Below are 19,995 nucleotides of genomic sequence, written 5' to 3'. Positions count from 1 at the left end.
CACGTTCTCGAGACCGAGGTGTTCGACGACCGTTGTGACGTCGGATCCATAGGACGCCATCGACCAGTGGTCGCGTTCAGTACCCGAAAGGCCGTGCCCGGGGAGGTCGATCGTGACGACGGTGTTGGTCGTGCTGAACTCCTCGACCTGAGCTTTCCAGAAGCTCTGGTCGCACATCCAACCGTGGATGAAGACGAGCGCCGGCGAGCCGTGCCCCGATACCGTGTAGGCGATTTCAACCCCGTCCGGTGCGGTGACGGTGTTGGGGCCTTCAGCGAGCTGTGAGCTGTCGTCGAGGAACGGAGGTGGTTGCTCGCTCGTTCCACCGCATGCGAGTGCCAGAGCCAGAAGGACGATCTGAGCTGAGAATTTCACATTTGCCCTCCGAGTACAGGATAACCCCGGTCGAATTGGGATTAAGAATGAGGAATGACGTATTGGGGGTATTTTTCTTTCTCGCATTTCGAATTTCGAATTTCGGAATTGCTGTACGCCAGCGCGTCCATTTTGGCGCTTCTTCGCGCCTTCCGCTGCGGTGAGCAGGGTCGTCGACGCGACAGGGCCGTCTCGCTTCGGCGAGCGAGGTGCCGCCCACACCTCCTTGCGCCTTTCGCTTCGCCGCGTTGGTGCCATCTTTTGCATTGTTCGAATTCTTTGCTTCGCCATCAGGTAACGCGCTCCAGGCGGACAATGCGAAAGGTGGCTCCTGTGTCGTTGAAGTGGGTGAGCGCTCATAATTGCGGGGCACGGACGTGGACGCGGGTCAGTCGTCCGTGGTCGCGTCTCCAGATGGTCCCGGCTGGGCAAGTATCTTGGCGATAGGGCGCAGATCCATCCACCACTGCGACTTCGGCCGCTGGTGTTCGGAATCCACCTGACGACGAAGCGTTTCGAGTTCGGTGAACTCTATCTTGCCGTCGTTCAGGCCGATCGCGAGAGCGGCGTCGGTTCCGGCCTCGGCCTCGTCGATCAGCCGTTCGACGCATCGCTTGGCGAGGCGGGTCGCCAGAATGCGATCGAAGGGACTCGGATCGCCGCCCTGCTGGAGGTGGCCGAGGATCGCCTGGCGGACGTCGAAGAGATCCTGGCCTTCCTCCTCGAAAAGAGAGACCATGAACTGCGTGTCGTAACAGGGATTGGCCATCTCGTTCCGGATCATCAAGCCGAGGCGCTTGCCTCCGGAGAAACCGGAAATGAGCGCCTCCACATCCTCCTGGAGATCGGCGATGGACACTCCCTCTTCGTTGAGGTAGACCCGTTCGGCACCACTCGCGAGACCAGCCATGAGGGCGAGGTAGCCGCAATAGCGACCCATGACCTCGACCACGAAGCAACGCCGCGACGCCACCGCCGACTGCTTGATCTTGTCGACCGCTTCAACGATCGCGTTGAGCGCCGTGTCAGATCCGATCGAAAGCTCCGACCCGGGCAGGTTGTTGTTGATGGTTGCGGGCAGACAGATGATCGGGATCTCGAACGCGGGGAATGACTCGCGCTTGCGAGTCATGCGGAGGGCGGAGTCATATCCTGACCAACCGCCGATCATCAGGATGCCGTCGATCGATAGGTCCTCGATCCGGCGGGCGATGGAGTAGAAGTCCTTCCCGCGCGGAATGACGCGGTTGACTCCGAGCTCGCAGCCACCGGCAGTCGTCCAGCCTCGGACGCTCATCCAGCCGAACTCCTCGACATGGCCGTCCATCAGACCCTGAAATCCCCCCCGAACCCCGAGCATCTGGTGGCCCTCGTCGAGGGCGAGACGCACGGCGGCGCGAGTGGCGGTGTTCATTCCAGGCGCGGGTCCGCCCGACGACAGCACCGCCAGACGCAGTCGCCGCTGTCCTGCACTGGGCGGGTTCGGGAGTGATCGCAGCAGGGTCTGCAGCGTGTCGATGTTTTCCGAGAACCTGTCGCCGCGCAGCCGCAGCGCTTCATTGGAGTCGTTGCTCGTGATTGCCGACGTCACCGCCTGGCTGGCCTCGACACATTCGCCCAACGGCCGCCGTGTTATCCGGCTGTGGCGCACTCCGACCAGCTGCGGCGTCAATTGGGCATCAGCCGCCAACACCTCGAGCGCGGCTGCGTGGCCGAGCAGCGTTCCCATCAGACGGTCGTAAGCCGATGGAGCACCGCCGCGCTGGACGTGGCCAAGGATGGTGACCCGGACCTCCTCTTCCAGACTCTCTTCGAGGACCTGTTTGATCCCGACCGCGGTGATGGGCTGGCCGTTGCTGTCGATTGCACCCTCGGCTACGAGAACAATGCTGTCTCGGCGTCCGGCCTGGCGGCCCGCGCGCAGCCGCTTCGGTAGGATTTCCTTCCAGGAATCACCGGACGGAGGGGCCTCCGGAATGAAGACCGCATCTGCGCCGGTCGCCAGGCCGCTCATCAATGCAAGGTAGCCAGAGTGTCGACCCATGACCTCGACTACGAAGGTGCGTTGGTGGCTGGCGGCCGTCGCACTGATCGCGTCAACCGCCTCGGCAATCCGGTGCAACGCGGTGTCGGCGCCGATCGACATGTCGGTGCCGGACATGTCGTTGTCGATCGAAGCACCGATACCGGTCAGTCGAAGGTGAGAGAATCGTTTTGCAGCCCCGGGCGAAATGCGACCCCCTTCTTCGAGCTCCGCGATCAAACCGGGCCATTCCCGATGCAGGAGATCGGCGGCGGTCAGACTGCCATCCCCGCCAATCACGATGAGGCGATCAATACCGTGTTCGACCAGATTCTGCGCGGCACGAAGCCGCCCGTCCCGGGCGCGGAATTCCTCGCATCGAGCCGTTCCGATGACGGTGCCACCCTTGTGCATGATCCCGCCGACTGCGTCCCAGTCCAGCTGCCGGAACCTGTCGCCACCCTCGACCAGTCCGAGAAGTCCCTCGCTGATGGCAACGGCCTCCGTGCCCGAGTCGAGCGCCGTACGAACAGCTGCACGGAGGGCAGCATTCATTCCGGGCGCATCACCGCCGCTCGTCAGGATGCCGACACGGTCTGTGTCTTTGGTATCGCTAATCATTTCTCTCCTCGGCGCAATGGTCAAAACCGAGCAGGCATTCTAACCCGGACTCATCATGAGAATGCGAGGAAGGCCGCTCGGATTGCGGCGACGAGGACGATGACCGCGAAGAGCCGTTTGAGGGTCGTAGCGGATAACTTGCTCTCGGCGAGGTGCGCACCGGCGAGGCCGCCGACGAGCACCGCGACTCCGAGAGGGAGAGCGATCTGGAGATCAACCGATCCACGAAGACCGTGTGCCGTCAGGCCGGCAACCGAAAGGATGAGAACGGTGGCCGAGTTAATCGCCGCGACCTCGCGTGGGCCTGCCCAACCGAGAAGGAGGATCAACGGACCGAGGAAGATCCCGCCGCCGATACCGAGGAAGCCCGAGGCGAGGCCGATGGTGGTCCCGGCCGGAATCGCCACCGACCAGAGTCGGGCCCGGCTCGGAGTGACAGGATCGTCGGGGCTCGCAGCCGTCTTGAGCATCGCCGCGGCCGCCGCCGCTAGACCGACGGCGAGAACCAGAAGAAAGGCACGTCGCGGTGCATCGATCAGTCCGCCCACGAAGGCGGAAGGTATGGCGGTAACCAGAAACGGCGCCAGCAGGTCGGTGCGAAGACGTCCGGCCACGCCAAAACGGAGTAGGGCGGCTCCGGTGACGACGACGTTGAGCATGAGGGCGGTCGACGGCATGCTCTGGGTGTCGATGCCGAAGAGGGTCATCAGCGCCAGGTAGCCGGTGCCGCCGCCCAGCCCGACCGCCGCGTACGCAGCCGCCACCAGCGCGCACAACGGGACCAGCAACCACATCGTCGGTGTCACGCCCCGATTGTGACATGCTCCGTGCATGAGCCCGCCGGCCGCGATCTGCGATCGCGGCCAGGTGTCCTCGGTCCACCGGCTCTCCGAGGACGAGCCCTCTTCGATCCGTCGGCCCTCCTCCACTACGCGCCGTCGGCGCGCCGGCGGGCGGCGCTGCCGATGGAAACGCCGCCGGCACTATGCATCCCGCCCCCTCCCCCCGCCCACCCACCCTCAGAAAGTCACGTAGGTCCGCGCCCTCCGCGTCTTTCGGAGGGGAGAGGGTGAATAGGGCTGGCGCTAGGGTCACCCACGTTTCTTCGCCGGTTGTCTTGACATCAACGTCGATCTGCGTGATCTGCGGTTTTTCAAGGCTTGGGCGGGTGGCATTCCGAACTCAGAATTCCGAAATCCGAAATCCCGAATCCGTGTCGCTATACTCCCTGAATGAATTCTCCAGCTTTGAAGGCACTGTTGCTCGATTTGGACGACACGTTGATCGACAACTCGATGGATACCTTCATCCCGGCGTACTTCAGCGCTCTGGAGTCGTTCGTGGCGTCGGTTATCGATCCCAAGCGCTTCATCGAGAAGCTGCTGCACGCGACCCGGGCGATGGATCGAAACGACGGTAGCGGTCCGAGCAACGAGGAGGTTTTTGCGGCGACCTTCTACCCGGCGCTGGGTGTGTCTCGGGAGGAGTTGGAGCCTGTGCTCGGCCGTTTCTACGCCGAGGCATTTCCGCGGCTCGAGCCGCTCACCCGGCCACGGCCCGCAGCGCCGAAGATCGTCGAGTGGGCAAACAACAGAGATTTGCAGGTCGTGGTCGCCACCAACCCGCTGTTCCCAAGGACGGCCATCGAACAGCGCATGGCCTGGGGTGGGGTGGGAGTCGACCGCTTCGATTACGATCTGGTCACAGTCTACGAGAACTGCCATGCGACCAAATCGAGCCCTGCGTACTTCGAGGAAATCGTCGATCAGCTCGGGAGACGTCCCGAGGAGTGCGTGATGGTTGGTGACAACTGGGGCTGGGATGTGATGTGTGCGGGAGAGGCCGGCATCCCGGCGTACTGGATTGCACCGGATGGGGCGCCGGAACCGTATCCTGCGGCCGCCATCGTGGGCCGGGGGGACCTCGATTCGTTCCTTGCCGCTGCATTGGACGGAACTCTGGAGGCAGGTTGGGCCAAGCTTGTGAAGGCTGGGGCCATAGGATGAAGGTCGAGGAGCTTCGACGGCGGCTGTCAAAAGAGGTTATCGTTGGCGATGGCGGCATGGGCTCGGAGCTGCTGCAACGCCTGCCCGAGGGCTCCCGGCTCGACGTCGCAGCGCACGAGCACGCGGAGCAGGTCCTCGATATCCACCTGGCCTATATCGAGGCCGGTTCGGAGCTTATCGAAACTGCGACTTTCGGCAGCTCGAGGCCACGCATGCAGCGTGGTCGCGTCGGTGAGCTGACCGAGAAGACCAACGCAGCGGCGGTCAAGCTGGCACGCGAGGCACGGGAAATTTCGGGCCGTGACGTGCTGGTAGCCGGATCGATCGCACCGCTGGCGGGTGTGCTCGACCTCGACGAACCGGACGGCCGCAGGACGATCCTGACCGCTCACGCGGAGCAGGCTGCAATCCTCGCCGGCCGTGGCGCCGATTTGCTGGTACTCGAAACCTTCTTCAGGGTCGACGAGCTGGCGATCGCAGTCGAGGCGGCGCGCAGCGTTACGGATCTTCCGCTGATCGGTATGATGACCTTCGCCCACGAGCGGCCTCCCCATCCATACCTCGAACAGGCTCGGATGATCGACGAGCTGGCCGAGCTCGATCTCGTGGCGGCCGGCGTCAACTGCGCGCCGGGACCGATGGGAGCGATCGAAATCCTTCGCCACGTGAAGCAACAGAGGTTGCCTCTCGCGGTGTCGCCAAACGCCGGAATGCCGATGCAGCGCGAAGGCCGCATCCTGATGGCGCCGGCGACTCCGAGCTACCTCGCGCAGTTCACCCGGCAGGCGGTCGGCCTCGGTGCCGCGTACGTCGGTGGTTGCTGCGGCACCGGTGCGGAGCACATCCGGGCAATTGCCGAGGCGGCGCGCGATCTCAAGCCCGAGCGAAGGACGGGAACCGCCGTGGTGATGCTCGAAAGTACGCCGACGCCCGCGCCGGTTCAGCCCTCTTCGTCGCTCGCGTCCAAGCTCGATCGCGGCCGTTTCGTGCGTTTGGTGCAGCTCGATCCGCCGAAGGGGACCAACGTCGAGGCGATCCTCGAGGCGGCAGAGGCGATTGGAGCCCACCCGGACGTGGACGCTGTCGACATCAACTCCAACCCGCTGGCCAGACTGCGGATGGACCCCCTGTTCCTCGGCCAGCTCATCCAGCAGCGAGCGGGGCTCGAGGCGGTGCCGCACATCACGCCGCGGGATGCGAGCCTGATGGGCCTGCAGTCACAGCTCCTAGGCGCATGGACGGGTGGTATTCGCAACCTGTTGGCGATCACCGGCGATCCCTCCCAGCTCGGAGATCTCCCGGGTGTCCACGACGTTTACCACGTCGACATCTTCGAGCTGGTGCGGGCACTGTCGAGAATGGCCGAAGGCTTCGACTGTGCGGGAAACCGGATCGGGGATCCTCCGGGATTCCTGATCGGTGTGGCGGTGAATCCTGCTGCCGAGGACCCGATGAAGGAGGCGGATCGCCTGCGAAGGAAGGTCGACAACGGTGCCCATTTCGCGATGAGTCAGGTGTGCTTCGACTGGGGAGCGTGGGATCGCTTCGCCGACCTCTTTGCCGGCAATTTGCCGGTCCCGACCCTGGCTGCGGTGTGGCCGTTGCGATCGTTCAAAATGGCACTGCGTCTTCACCATGAGGTGCCGGGAATCCTGGTGCCCGATGACCTGCTCTCGGCGCTCGAGGCGGCCGGGGGCGATGCTGCGAAGGTCGGCTACGAACGAGCGGTTCAGATGCTTCGGCAGGCTCCCGACCACGCAGCTGGCGCCTACCTGATCGCGCCGTTCAAACAGCCGCAGGCGATCCTGCCGGTGATCGACGACACGCAGTAGAATTCGGAATTCGGAATTAGAAATTAGGAATTAGGAATTAGGAATTAGGAATTAAGAATGCCGCCCACCCAGCCAGGAAAACAACGCAAAGTCGCAAAGGCGCTAAGGCGCAAAGAAAGACAATATTTTGAGTATTTGCCTTTTTGCGTCTTTGCATTTCTTCTTGTTCGTTTCCAGGTATCCGAGGCATTGATCAGTGGCGATTTTTCATCTCCATCCTGTAACCTGATGTTTCGAAGATCACGACGATGACAAAAACCGCGCCAAAACACCGACGGCTGATGGCGGCCGGGACGGAGCGGACCGAGGAGCTGCGTGCTCTCATGGCCGAGCGCATCCTGGTGCTCGACGGGGCCACCGGCACGATGCTGCAATCGAAGGAGCTCGGGCCCGAGGACTTCGGAGGAGTGGAGCTCGAGGGCTGCAACGAGATCCTCGTTCGCACGCGGCCGGACGTCATCCTCGATGTTCACCGCGCGTACCTCGGCGCAGGCGCCGACATTATCGAGACCGACACCTTCGGCGGCACCCCGCTGGTCCTCGCCGAGTACGGGCTGGAGGCGGAGGCGCGGGCACTCAACAGGCTCGCCGCCGAGCTCGCGGTGCAGGCTGCGCAGGAAGCCTCGACTCCGGACAGGCCGCGTTTCGTCGCCGGCTCGATGGGCCCGACCACCAAGGCGATTTCAGTAACCGGCGGCGTCACCTTCGCGGAGCTCGTCCGGACCTTTTATGAGCAGGCGCGCGGGCTCGTCGAAGGAGGGGCCGACATCCTCCTTATCGAGACCTGCCAGGACACCCGCAACACCAAGGCGGCGTTGATCGCCGTGGAGGCAGTTTTCGCCGAGGCGGGAGTGCGTCGCCCGATCGCGGTTTCGGGGACAATCGAGACGTCCGGCACGATGCTCGGCGGTCAGGCGGCTGACGCTTTTCTGGCTTCGATCGAGCATGCGGAGCTTCTGGCGGTCGGCCTCAACTGCGCGACCGGTCCCGACCTCATGACCGACCACCTGCGTACCATTCACGAACGGGCGCGCTTCGCGGTGTCGTGCTTTCCCAACGCTGGCCTGCCGGACCAGGATGGGATCTACCCGGAGACGCCCGAAAGCCTGGTAGCTGCGCTGGAGCGATTCGCCGATGCCGGTTGGTTGAACATCGTCGGAGGATGCTGCGGTACGACGGCCGAGCACACGGCGACGATGGCTCGGATGGTGGATGGTTACCGTCCTCGAGTGTCGAACGTGGACCGAAAGCGGCACGCCGTCTACACCGGGATCGATCTGGTCGAACCCGACGAGGACAACCGACCGCTCCTGGTGGGCGAGCGCACGAACGTCATCGGCTCGAAGGCTTTTCGCGAGATGGTATCGGCGGGCGAGTGGGAGGAGGCGACGGAGATCGCCCGCCGTCAGGTCAAGAACGGTGCGCAGATCATCGACGTTTGTCTGCAGTCGACCGAAGGCGACGAGAAGGCTGCGATCAGCGAGCTTTACGACCGGTTGGGCCGTGCGGTCAAAGTGCCGATCATGATTGACTCGACGGATCCCGAGGCGATCGAGGTCGGGCTGACCTACTGCCAGGGCAAGTCAATCATCAACTCGGTCAATCTCGAGGACGGAGAAGGGCGGATAGCGGCCGTCGTGCCATTGATGCGTCGGTATGGCGCAGCGGTGATCTTCGGCGCGATCGACGAGGACCCGGAGCAGGCACAGGCGTTCACCCGCGAGCGGAAACTCCAGATAGCGAGCCGGGGCCACGAGCTTCTGACCACGGAGTTTGGCATTCCCGAAACCGACATCATTTTCGACCCGCTCGTCTTTCCGGCCGCGAGCGGGGACGAGAGCTATATCGGAGGTGCGGTCGAGACGATCGAGGGCCTGCGGCTGATCAAGGAGGCCCTCCCGAACTGCCCGACGGTGCTCGGCATCTCGAATGTCTCGTTCGGGCTGCCGATCCGTGCGCGGGAGATCGTCAACTCGGTCTTTCTCTATCTCTGCACGAAGGCAGGTCTCGACCTGGCCATCGTCAACACCGAAAGGTTGGAGCGGTACGCCGCCATTCCCGAGGAGGAGCGGCGGATGGCCGAGGCACTGCTTTTCAACCGTCCGCCCCTGGAGGGTGAGACTGATGATCTCGCGTTGGTGGGGGCACCGGATGATTGGCGGAAACAGACGTCGGAGCAACGCGCAGCGATCCACCAGTTCCAAGTGTCCCGACTCGGGGATTTCTATCGCGGCGTCAAGCGTCAGGCGGTCGTGCGGCCGGAGCAACCGCTAGATCAGCGACTCTCCGGCTACATCGTTGACGGGAGCCGCTCCGGCCTGCTCGAGGATCTCGACCTCAAGCGCGCTGAAGGCGTGGCGCCTCTCGACATCATCAACGGCCCGTTGATGGACGGTATGGCGGAGGTCGGACGGCTTTTCAACGCCAACGAGTTGATCGTGGCAGAGGTGTTGCAGAGTGCCGAGGCGATGAAGGCGGCGGTCTCCCATCTCGAACAGTTCATGGATGCCGATACGTCTACCGCCCGGGGCCGGGTGGTTCTCGCGACCGTCAAGGGAGACGTGCACGACATCGGCAAGAACCTGGTCGAGATCATCCTCTCGAACAACGGTTTCGAGGTTGTCGACCTGGGCATCAAGGTGGTGCCGGAAACCCTGGTCCAGGCCGTCGCCGAACACCGCCCGCATGCGATCGGATTGTCGGGCCTGTTGGTCAAATCGGCGCAGCAGATGGTCGTGACGGCAGAGGACCTGGCCGCCGCCGGGATCGGACTGCCGATTCTGGTTGGTGGTGCGGCCCTCTCGAAACGCTTCACGGAGGAGCGTATCGATCCGGCCTACGGTGGCCGGGTCATCTACTGTGCGGACGCCATGGCCGGGCTGGATGCGCTTCTGCGCCTCGCCGACGACGGGTGGAGATTGGACGAGAAGGAGGATGCTCCGAAGGTCGCTCCAACCCCGGGAACACCGGTCGATCGCAAGGCGCCGCGGCGCGCAGTCGCGCCCGCCGGACCAGTGATCCGCGCCGATGTCGAACCCCTGCCGCCACCACGGCCGGACCGGGTCGTGTGGTCGCCGGTGGAGGATCTTAAAGAGGTCTGGTCCTACATCAACCCGCAGATGCTCTACGGCAAGCACCTCGGCCTCCGTGGCAGTTTTCAGCGGCTGCTCGACGAGGGCGATGTCAAGGCGGAGAAACTGCAGGGTGTGATCGAGTCGCTCAAGAGTGAGGTCGAGGCATGGATGCGGGTTCGGGCCGTATGGCGGTTTTTCCAGGCCGAGCCCGGTGGCAACGGTGTTACTCTCTTCTATCCGGATACAAAAGAGTTTGCGCATCACTTCGAATTCGGAAGGCAGGGCAGGCCGGGTGGGCTGAGCCTGGCCGACTTCGTCATGCCACCGTCGGGCCGGTTCCGTGACTCGGTTGCCCTCTTCGTGGTTGGCGCCGGTGACGAGGTCCGCCAACGGTCGGCGGCGGCAAAGGAGGCGGGGGAGTATCTCGAGAGCCACGCCATCCAGGCGCTCGCGATCGAGACCGCCGAGGCGGCTGCCGAGTGGCTCCACGCCAGACTGCGCGCAGCGTGGGGTTTCCCCGATCCGCCGGAGACGACCATGAAGGATCGTTTTCAGGCACGTTACCGGGGAAAGCGTTTCAGCTTCGGCTACCCGGCCTGCCCCGATCTCGACGACCAGGCCGCCCTGTGGCAATTGCTCAAACCGGAGGAAATCGGAGTCAGTCTTACCGATGGAATGATGATGGAACCGGAAGCCAGCGTCTCGGCGATGGTATTTCATCACCCAGATGCGCGTTACTTTTCGGTTTCGGGCACTCGTTGAAAATGAGGAACTGGGGATGTCGGCGACCCTCGCATTTCGAATTTTGTCCTTGCTGACCCCAAATTCCCGGGGGGTGGGGCGGGAAATCCGAAATCCGAAGTTCAATTGCGCTGGGTTGACCCTGAAACTTCGAACCATCACACTTGAACCGCCATGAACGAACTCATTCTGATCGTTGACGACGAAACCGGGATTCTGACGACCCTGTCGCAGATTCTCGGCGACGAGGGCTACCGCACGATCACGACGACCAGCGGCGAGGAGGCCCTCCATCTATTTCGCGAACAGCGTCCGGAGGTTGTATTCCTCGACATTTGGCTACCCGACTGGGATGGCCTCGAGACCCTCCAGGCGCTGCGCGATGTCGACCCGAACGCGATGGTCGTCATGATGTCCGGCCACGGGACGTCGGAGACCGCGGTCAAGGCGATCAAGATGGGTGCCCACGACTACCTCGAGAAGCCCCTCTCGTACGACCGGACGCTCAGAGCCGTCAAGGATGCGCTCGAAGCGAAGCGTGCGAAGGACGAGGATGCCGGTGCCGGGGTTCTCGAGGAGAGCCGGGCACGCATCGAACCGATCATGAAGTTCGAGCCGCCTCCGGAGCTGCCGATTCTCGAGACCACCGACCGCCGCCAGAAAACGATTCGTGATGCCAGCGTGATATACGGCCTCGGCCTCCACTCCGGCGGCCGAACCGGCATGGTGATCCAGCCCCTTCCTCCCGACACCGGCATCCACTTCATCACGTTGCCGAGCGGCGTCACCATGCCCGCTCATGTGAACTCGGTTGCCGAAACCGATTATGCGACGACCCTGACGGCCAAAGGCGAGAGCATCCGCACCGTCGAACACCTGCTGTCAGCCCTGCACGCCTGCGGTATCACCAACATGCTGGTCAAGGTTCACGGAGAGATCCCGGTGCTTGACGGCTCGGCTCTCAGCTTCCTCGAAAGGCTCGAGGCGGTTGGGATCGTCGAACAGGATGCGCCGGTCAAGGAACTCGTCATCGATCGCCGGTACGAGGTAGGTGAGGGTGAGAAATCGCTGGTGATCGAGCCATCGGACGGCTTCTCGGTTTCCTACCAACTCGCCTACCCGCCGCCGGTGGGCGACCAGTTCTACGACTTCGAGATGACCGAATGTGAAGCGTTTCGTGAGGAGATCGCCCCGGCCCGGACGTTCGGATTCATGCGCGACCTCAAGATGATCAACGAGCTCGGCCTCGGCACCGGCGGCCGGCTCGACAACTTTATCCTCGTCGGTGAGGACAACGTCATCAATACTGAGCTCCGTTTCTCCGACGAGTTCGTGCGCCACAAGATCCTCGACATCGTCGGCGATCTCTATATGCTCGGCTACCCGGTGCGCGGCAAGGTGACCGCCCACCTCACCGGCCACCGCGACAACATCGAGATCCAGCGCCAGATTCTTGCCGCCAACAGCTGAGCCCAACCACCCGTCCAGATGCTCGATACTAGATGCTGGATACTCGATCCACCCTCCCACCACTTGACAATTCAGCGAGATGGCTTATGCGCTCGGTGCATCCAGCATCCAGCATCCAGCATCCAGCATCCAGCATCCAGCATCCAGCATCCAGGAACCAGCATCCAGTTTCGAGCATCGAGCATCGCGAATCGGCAACCCTTTACTCGATATACCCCAGCGCCCTCAGCTGCTCGAGCAGTTCCTCGTCGACGTCGGAAGCCCGGTTGTCACCTTCGACCGGCTCTCCCCAGGTCGGGATCTTTTGTACAGGATGGGCGCGGCGGAAGGCATCGGTGAAGATCTCGGTTCGCACCCGGCCAGCAAAATCTTCGGCGACCGGCAGGCCGATGGCGTAGAGCACGGTCGGCGGGACGTCGATCACCCGAAGATCCTCGGTTTCGGCCTGGTGAACGATGTCGGGACCTGCGGCAACGATGATGCCGGGTGTCTTGCGTCCGTGCGTGCCGGAGAGCCGGTTGATCGATCGAATAGCCCTTTGCAAAGGAACGCCGTCAATCCGCAACGGCTCCCGCGCACCTTCGGTCAGCACCTCGACGGTGAGATCAGCCCCGCGTTTCTTTTCTTTGCGGGTTGCGTCACGCACCCGAAACACGGGTGCGCCACCGTTGTAGGTGGCGGTTTCGAGAGCCGCTTCAAGCCGCCCGCGGATGGCCGCTCGTTGGGCGGGTTGGACGCGCCCGTCAATCTCCCTCCCGGCGAGCGCGAAGCGAATCTTTTTGGCTAGCGACCGCTGTGGGGAGTCGTAGCTGTAGAGCTCGGTGCGGCTGAGATCGACCCCTCCGTCGACCGAGGTCAGAAACCCGAGATGCTCGAGAACCGCGTCGAAATCGAGTCGTATGTGGGTCGTTTCGCCATCAGTTGCATCGAAGCCGTGGTCGGACATCACGATGATGTTCGCCTGGGTGTCGGTCACTGTCATCAGTTCGCCGAGAGTTCGATCGACCAGCTCGTACTCTCGGGCGACGAGCTCACGCTCGGCCTCGAGGTCCATCGGGTCGGCGTCGGGGAAAGCCTGCGGCTCGAATGCCCGCCAGTGAAAGTGGCAGGAGATATCGACACCGCGCAGGTAGAGCATGAGCAGATCGTAGCGATCGCGTGCGAGATCGATTGCAGCACGGGAGAAGACCCGATCCGCTTCGAGCATGGATGTTTTCCTCGTACCCCGCTCCTTCGAGCGGAGGCGAACGAGCTCAGCGTCGAAGGCCGCGAGATGTTCCGGCGGCCATACCCGATCCGGGAGTTCATGCACCGCCCGGTCAGAGATGATGACGCCGTTGATCTCCTCGACCGGCCACGAAGCCCACCATCCGACCACCGCGGCCCTCCTACTGCTCGCGGTCAGCATGTTCCAGAGTGCTGGAACCCGGCGCAGGGTCGAGGCGACCGGCTGATCGCCCTTGCCTGTCGGTACTACGAACTCGGTGATGCCGTGCACCTTCGGCATCCTCCCTGTGGCGACCGTCGTCCATATCACCGGCGAGGCGTGGTGAAAGGTCTCGAGAGGCGCGGCGACGCCACGATCGGCCAGCTGCTGAAGGTGGGGGAGACGGTCCTGTTCCCACATCCACTCAATGACCTGCCAGTCCGCGCCGTCGACCCCGAAGAGGATGAACGGCCGGTTAGGAGGTGTCTCATTCGTTGCCCGGCACGCCACCCATGGCGCGGCCAAGGCAGCGGCGAGAACGACTCGAAGCGCGGTTGCCCTCCGATTCATCACGGGAGACGGGATGCTAACACTGGATTTCGCGCATTTCGAATTTCGAATTTCGAATTGCCATCCACCCCCACGGACTCAACAGCTGCAAAGGGGTCACCTCGTCATTCAAAATTCAACATTGAGAATTTAAAATTCAGAACTCCATGTTCTCCGGCTCGAAGTACTCGCGCGGGTGTTGGCAGCACGGGCATTTTGCGGGCGGCTCGGTGCCCTCGTGAATGTAGCCGCAGACCGCGCACTTCCAGCGGATGGGTTCGTCCCGCTTGTAGACGGTGCCGTTCTCGACCATCTCGAGGATCTTCTTGTATCGGTCGCGGTGTTCGGCCTCGACTCGGGCGATCATCCTGAAGAGAATCGCCGCCTGTTTGTTGCCTTCCTCCTCGGCAGTGGCTGCAAAATCCTGGTACATCGTTGTGGTCTCGTAGTCCTCTCCCTCGACGGCTTTCTTGAGGTTGGCGACCGTATCGCCCAGGCCGCCGGCGAGCACGAACTCGTCCTTGGCGTGCCGCATCTCGTTGATAGCGGTTTCCTCGAAGATCTTCGCGATGTAATGGTAGCCCTCTTTGCGCGCCACCTTGGCGAAGTAGGTGTACATGTTGCGGGCCTGGCTTTCCCCGGCAAATGCGGCCATCAGGTTTTCTTGGGTCTTGGACATTGGATCCTCCTTCAATCGGTCGATTCGCCCACGTGGGCGATGTTGGAATGTTTCGAAATTTCCGAGCTGGTGGTGCGGAGATCGGCGACGCTGAGGTCGTGAACATCTTCGTGACCGGTGAGCCTGGTGAAGTCCTCGAGCTCACTCCTCACGACGCGGAAGAAATTGGCGAGCCTTTCGGCCGATCTGTCGATATCGAAGCGTGATCGAAGCTCGGGATCTTGTGTGGCGACACCGACCGGGCAGCGGCCGGTGTCGCAAACTCGATATTGCTGGCAGCCGATGGCGATCATCGCCGCCGACGCGATGGCGACGGCGTCCGCCCCCATGGCGAGTGCCTTGACGATGTCCGAAGATGACCGGAATCCGCCGGTTGCCACCAGCGATATGCCTTCGGCCATCATCGAATCCAGGTATCGGCGAGCGCGGGCCAGCGCGTAGATGGTCGGAACTGCGGCTGCGTCCTTGACGGCCTTGGATGCGGCGCCGGTGGCCCCCGGCCGCCCGTCGATGGTCACGAAATCCGGGTGTGCGCGCAGAGCGATTTCGAGATCAGCCTCGATGTGACCTGCGGCGAGCTTGATGCCGATCGGCTTGCCTTTCGATTTTTCTCGCAGCCAGGCAATCTTCTCGCCGAGCTGATCCGGATTGGTGATGTCGTCGAAATGCGCCGGACTGACGACATCCTCGCCAGCGGGAAAGCCGCGGACGGCGGCGATCTCTTCGGTCACCTTGCAGCCCGGCAGGTGGCCGCCCATGCCGGGCTTGGCCGACTGGCCGATCTTGATCTCGATCGCGTCCACCGCCTGCAGGTTCTCGTCAGTCAGACTGTAGCGGTTGGGAACGTACTCGAAAATGTAACGGTGCGATGCCTCGAGCGACTCGGGCACGATGCCGCCCTCACCGGAACACATGGCGGTCTCGGCCGCCGCGGACCCTTTCGCGAGAGCAATCTTCGCCTCTCTCGACAGGGCTCCGAAGGACATGTGGCTGACGAAGACCGGGATCGACATCTCGAGTGGGTGCGTTGCCTCGGGGCCGATCACCGTGCGTGTCGAAACCGGATCCTCATCGTTTTGCGGCAAACAGGCGAGTTGGGCTCCCATCACTAGGATCTCGTCCCAGGACACTACCGGCTTGCGGGTGCGCATCGGTTCGATGATCGATTTTCCGGTCACCGCCGCGTGTTGGATCGCTGCGAATTGCGCTTCGAAATCGTCTGACGAGCGCTTCCACTCGGCGAGGTAGGTCTCGAGTCCGGCTTCGCCTTCACCGGGAGTCTCGGTCTGTGTTTCAGCATCAGCGGCGGAGTCTTCCTGGGCCTCGAAACAGCTCTTGTCCGCGCTGCAGACGGGACATTCCCAGTCATCAGGCAGTTGATCAAAGGGAAGGCCCTCCACCTCCTCGTCGTAGATGTAGCCGCAGACCGAGCATTCGAATTTCATCACCGGTTCCCCGCCAATTGCCTCGAGAAATCGCGCCAATCGAAAAGATACCTGTTACCAGAAAGAAGTCAACCATTTCTGAGACTGAGTATATTTTTAAGTACTGTTTCGGCAGATTTGCCCTACGTGTGAAAATTCAGATTCCGAATTCCGAAATCCGAATTCATTCTGCGCCCATTGACCCTGAAGACCCCAGGTGTTACAACAGCGCGCCCGCTGTTGCGGGTCGGAGAGGATCCCCCCATGAACCAATTTCGAAACCTTGCCATCATCGCGCATGTCGATCACGGGAAGACCACGCTGGTGGACGCCATGTTGTGGCAGAGTGGCACCTTCCGATCGAATGAGCGGGTTGCGGAGCGCGTTATGGACTCCGGTGATCTCGAGCGTGAGCGTGGCATCACGATCCTCGCCAAGAACACGGCAGTCCGCCACCGGGGGGTCAAGATCAACATCGTAGACACCCCCGGACACGCCGATTTCGGGGGTGAGGTCGAACGAACCCTGCAGATGGTGGATGGGGTGCTGTTGCTGGTCGATGCCGCAGAAGGCCCGTTGCCACAGACCCGTTTCGTGTTGCAGAAAGCGCTCGAACTCGGTCTGCCACCGATCGTCGTACTCAACAAGATTGACCGTGGCGATGCGCGTCCTGCCGAGGTTCTCGACGAGGTCTACGACCTGTTCATCGATCTCGACGCCGACGAAGATCAGCTCGACTTTCCCGTCTTCTGCACGAACGCCCGTAAGGGCCTGTGCAGACGCGGGATCGAAGGCGAATTCGGCGACCTGCAACCCCTGCTCGACGAAATTCTCGAAACCCTTCCGCCGCCTCGGGGTGACGAAGCCGAGCCGCTTCAGCTTCTGGTCACCAACCTCGACTACTCGGACTATCTCGGTCGTCTTGCCGTGGGCCGGATCGTCAACGGGACATTACACGCCAACCGGTCGGTCGGCATTGCGCGGGAGGACGGTCTCGACGAAGCCAAGGTCGGTGTCGTGTACTCGCACGAAGGTCTCAAAAGGGTCGAGGTGGAACACGCTGTGGCGGGGGACATCGTCGCCCTGGCGGGCCTCGACGAGGTGACGATTGGCGACTCGTTGGTTGATCGCGATGATCCGCGCCCGCTCAAGCGGATCGCGATCGATGAGCCGACCATGTCGATGGTCTTCTCGGCCAACACCTCCCCGTTCGGCGGGCGCGAGGGCCAATACGTGACCGCTCGCCAGATTCGTGCGCGGCTCGAAAAGGAGGCTCTCCACAACGTCGCCATCCGTCTGAGCATTCTCGGCAACGATGCCTTCGAGGTGCAGGGTCGGGGAGAGCTGCAGCTCGCGATTCTGATCGAGACCATGCGGCGCGAGGGTTATGAGCTTTCAGTCTCGAAGCCCGAGATCGTCACTCGCGAGATCGACGGGCGACGGCACGAGCCGATGGAAGTGGTTCAGGTCGACTGTCCGGAGGATTTCGTTGGCGTCGTCACCCAGAAACTTGGCGGGCGAAAGGGAAAAATGACGGAGATGCACAACCCGGGTCACGGCCGCGTGCGGCTGGCATTCCGAATTCCGTCGCGCGGCCTGATCGGTTTCCGCTCGGAGTTCCTCACCGATACCCGAGGCACCGGCATCCTCAACCACCTCTTCGATGGGTGGGAGCCGTGGCAGGGCGAGATCCCGGGCCGGGCCACCGGCGCACTTGTATCAGACCGTACCGGTAAGACGACAACCTACGCGCTCTACCACCTCGAGCCAAGAGGTACGCTCTTCGTCCACCCTCAGACCGAGGTCTACGAGGGCATGATTGTGGGTGAAAATGCGCGCGACAACGATCTCGATGTGAACATCACGCGTGAAAAGAAGTTGACCAATATGCGTGCCGCGGGTGCCGACGAGGCATTGCGGCTCGCGCCGCCGCAGGAATTGACCCTTGACCGGGCGATCGAGTGGATCGACGAGGACGAGTTGGTCGAAGTCACTCCGACCGCGATCAGGGTGCGCAAACGGGTGCTCGCCGCCAACCAGCGGCCGAAAAAAAGGAAGAGCGCGTAGGCTCCGGTTGCCCCACCCGATTCTGGATGCTAGATCATGGATGCTAGATCCGCTTCGCCGCCAGCTGAAGCGGTGGACCGATAATTCTCTTGCATCCAACATCCAGGATCCGGCATCGAGCATCCAGCATCGAGCGACGATCAGTAGTTCGGCCTGTCCTTGAGCGGCCGTGCCTTGTAGCTGGCGATGGCCGCCTGATGGCGGCCGATCATCGCATGGGCGGCGATGCGGCCGCAGTGACCGTAACCATTGACAGGCTCGCACAGGCCTCGGCAGAACGACACCTGGTGGCCGTTGAACGGGCACCGGATGACTGTGTAGGAGCGAAATTTGGTGCGGCGTCGTTTGTTTTTCGGCCGAAGCAGAGCCATCAAAAACCCCCAGACGGTCATAATATCAGGATTCATTCCTGATTTGTCAATCGACCAACTGACGCTCGTAAGTGAAGAGTTGAGAGTTCCGCCCACCCACCCTGAAACCGCAGATCGGCGTCTTTTGAACCAACTCTCAACTCTCGATTCTCAACTCTCAAATTCTGAGTGGAATACAACCGGTCAACAGCGGGTATAAACTCACGTCATGAGCAGCGAAAATTCATACGACGAGTCTGCCATTTTCGCCATCGAGCGGCCGGCACCGGCCCTCATGACCTACTACGTGTTGTCGTCCTTCCTGCTCGGTCCACTCTTCTTCATACTCCTGATTCCGCTGTACTTTCGCTATCACACCCTTCGCTATCGTTTCGACGAGGAAGGGATATCGATGCGGTGGGGGATTCTCTTTAGGCGCGAGATCAATCTCACCTACGCGCGCATTCAGGACATCCACCTGCGCTCGAACATCGTCGAGCGCTGGCTCAAGCTGGCACGGATCGAGGTTCAGACGGCAAGCGGCAGCTCGGGAGCGGAGATGACCCTCGAGGGCTTGCTGGAATTCGACGAAATTCGTGATTACCTCTACGGACGCATGCGTGGCGTCAAAACACCGTCGGCCGAGAAAATCCGGGGGGGAGGGGCGGCTGGTAGCATCGACGCCGCTGCCACCAGCGAGTTGGCCGAAACTCTGCGCGGGGTCACTGCCGAACTGCGGGCGATTCGCGAGACCCTTGCGGGTCGGGATCGGGGTGAGCTGCCGTGATCGGCGCCTTCAAGAACTTCATGTTGCGGATTCTCAAGGTGCCACCCGAACCGCACCTCCCGGCCGGTTCGGTGGACACCGCACGCGTGTTTCGCGCTTCGAGACGATATTTTCACTTGAAGCTCCTGGGATGGGGTGCGGGTCAGATCCTGACCCTCATCGGTCTCGTCAGTGCCCTCGCGGCGATGAGATTTGTCGAATCCGGTGAACTGGAAGTGCTGACGAAGGTGCCCTTCCAAGCAATCATTCTGAGGTTCATGGGGTGGATCGAGATCATCGGAATCGTCGGCTTCCTCGCCCAGCTGCCGGTGTCGCTGATGGCTGTGGTCCTCGATTGGGAGCTGCGGTGGTATATCGTCACCGACCGCAGCCTGCGAATTCGTGAGGGCGTGCGCAAGGTCAGCGAGATGACGATGACCTTCGACAACGTCCAGGAGGTCTCGATCCGACAGGGGCCGGTGGAGAGGTTGTTCGGGATCTCGAACCTGCGGGTCAGGACTGCGGGAGGTGGAGGTCGAGCAAATCATCACGAGGCCGAGGGGGAGGAGAAGAGTGGTCACATCGGGTACTTTCGTGGCGTCGACAACGCGCCGGCGATTCGCGATCTGATTCTGGAGCGGCTCAAACGACTTCATGATTCCGGGCTTGGCGATCTCGATCAGCCTCAGCCTGAAGCAGAGTCCGATGCAGCGGGTACGACGCAGCCTTCGGCAGTTCTCGTCGCTGCGCGGGGGTTGCTCGAGGAGGCCCGCACCCTCCGCCGCACAGTCGGTTCGTAGTTCATCCGTTC

At 62.3% G+C, this 19,995-nt stretch carries 14 protein-coding genes; 7 read left to right on the top strand and 7 right to left on the bottom strand.

The features are described 5' to 3' along the window. The 3 genes from LJE93_04490 to LJE93_04480 all read right to left on the bottom strand — a co-directional run. The coding region (locus tag LJE93_04490) for an alpha/beta hydrolase (GenBank protein ID MCG6948161.1) at positions 1-375 on the bottom strand (375 nt) is incomplete at its 3' end. Between the two features lie 388 nt (positions 376-763). Continuing rightward, positions 764-3,019 (bottom strand): 6-phosphofructokinase, encoded by a 2,256-nt coding sequence (locus tag LJE93_04485; GenBank protein ID MCG6948160.1) that lies wholly within the window; start codon positions 3,017-3,019, stop codon positions 764-766. Between the two features lie 53 nt (positions 3,020-3,072). Further along, positions 3,073-3,825 (bottom strand): sulfite exporter TauE/SafE family protein, encoded by a 753-nt coding sequence (locus tag LJE93_04480; GenBank protein MCG6948159.1) that lies wholly within the window; start codon positions 3,823-3,825, stop codon positions 3,073-3,075. 426 nt (positions 3,826-4,251) lie between these two features. Here LJE93_04480 and LJE93_04475 point away from each other — a divergent pair, with 426 nt between their 5' ends. The 4 genes from LJE93_04475 (at position 4,252) to lpxC (ending at position 12,142) form a co-directional block, all read left to right on the top strand. Further along, positions 4,252-5,025: an HAD family hydrolase gene (locus tag LJE93_04475; protein ID MCG6948158.1), complete on the top strand. Its 774-nt coding sequence runs from the start codon at positions 4,252-4,254 to the stop codon at positions 5,023-5,025. Next, complete coding sequence (locus LJE93_04470) at positions 5,022-6,857, top strand: bifunctional homocysteine S-methyltransferase/methylenetetrahydrofolate reductase (protein MCG6948157.1); 1,836 nt, start codon at positions 5,022-5,024, stop codon at positions 6,855-6,857. The genes LJE93_04475 and LJE93_04470 overlap by 4 nt, the downstream gene beginning before the upstream one ends. Positions 6,858-7,138: 281 nt before the next feature. Next, positions 7,139-10,693, top strand: a complete 3,555-nt coding sequence (metH, locus tag LJE93_04465; protein MCG6948156.1) for a methionine synthase — start codon at positions 7,139-7,141, stop codon at positions 10,691-10,693. Between the two features lie 153 nt (positions 10,694-10,846). Then, entirely contained in the window at positions 10,847-12,142 is a 1,296-nt protein-coding gene (lpxC, locus tag LJE93_04460) for a UDP-3-O-acyl-N-acetylglucosamine deacetylase (GenBank protein ID MCG6948155.1), read from the top strand. Between the two features lie 202 nt (positions 12,143-12,344). Here lpxC and LJE93_04455 read toward each other — a convergent pair whose 3' ends face one another. From LJE93_04455 to LJE93_04445, 3 genes are all read right to left on the bottom strand, one after another. Then, the gene (locus LJE93_04455; protein ID MCG6948154.1) at positions 12,345-13,919 is read right to left on the bottom strand and encodes an alkaline phosphatase family protein; all 1,575 of its coding nucleotides are present in this window, start codon (positions 13,917-13,919) and stop codon (positions 12,345-12,347) included. Between the two features lie 136 nt (positions 13,920-14,055). After that, positions 14,056-14,577, bottom strand: a complete 522-nt coding sequence (locus LJE93_04450; GenBank protein MCG6948153.1) for a rubrerythrin family protein — start codon at positions 14,575-14,577, stop codon at positions 14,056-14,058. 11 nt (positions 14,578-14,588) lie between these two features. Then, the gene (locus LJE93_04445; protein ID MCG6948152.1) at positions 14,589-16,025 is read right to left on the bottom strand and encodes a rubredoxin; all 1,437 of its coding nucleotides are present in this window, start codon (positions 16,023-16,025) and stop codon (positions 14,589-14,591) included. A 240-nt stretch (positions 16,026-16,265) separates the two neighbouring features. Between LJE93_04445 and typA the strand changes: the two genes are divergently transcribed. Continuing rightward, entirely contained in the window at positions 16,266-18,068 is a 1,803-nt protein-coding gene (gene typA, locus LJE93_04440; GenBank protein MCG6948151.1) for a translational GTPase TypA, read from the top strand. 140 nt (positions 18,069-18,208) lie between these two features. Here the strand turns inward: typA and LJE93_04435 are convergent, their stop codons facing one another. Continuing rightward, complete coding sequence (locus LJE93_04435) at positions 18,209-18,475, bottom strand: hypothetical protein (protein MCG6948150.1); 267 nt, start codon at positions 18,473-18,475, stop codon at positions 18,209-18,211. 172 nt (positions 18,476-18,647) lie between these two features. On the opposite strand from LJE93_04435, the gene LJE93_04430 reads away from it, so the two are divergent. Then, positions 18,648-19,205, top strand: a complete 558-nt coding sequence (locus LJE93_04430; protein ID MCG6948149.1) for a PH domain-containing protein — start codon at positions 18,648-18,650, stop codon at positions 19,203-19,205. After that, positions 19,202-19,984: a PH domain-containing protein gene (locus LJE93_04425; GenBank protein ID MCG6948148.1), complete on the top strand. Its 783-nt coding sequence runs from the start codon at positions 19,202-19,204 to the stop codon at positions 19,982-19,984. Before LJE93_04430 ends, LJE93_04425 begins: the two co-directional genes overlap by 4 nt. Positions 19,985-19,995: the final 11 nt, after the last annotated feature.

It is taken from the genome of Acidobacteriota bacterium (genome assembly GCA_022340665.1).
Classification (GTDB): Bacteria; Acidobacteriota; Thermoanaerobaculia; order Thermoanaerobaculales; family Sulfomarinibacteraceae; genus Sulfomarinibacter.
The sequence above is the reverse complement of the archived record's forward strand: the minus strand, read 5'-3'. Positions and strand labels throughout refer to the sequence as shown.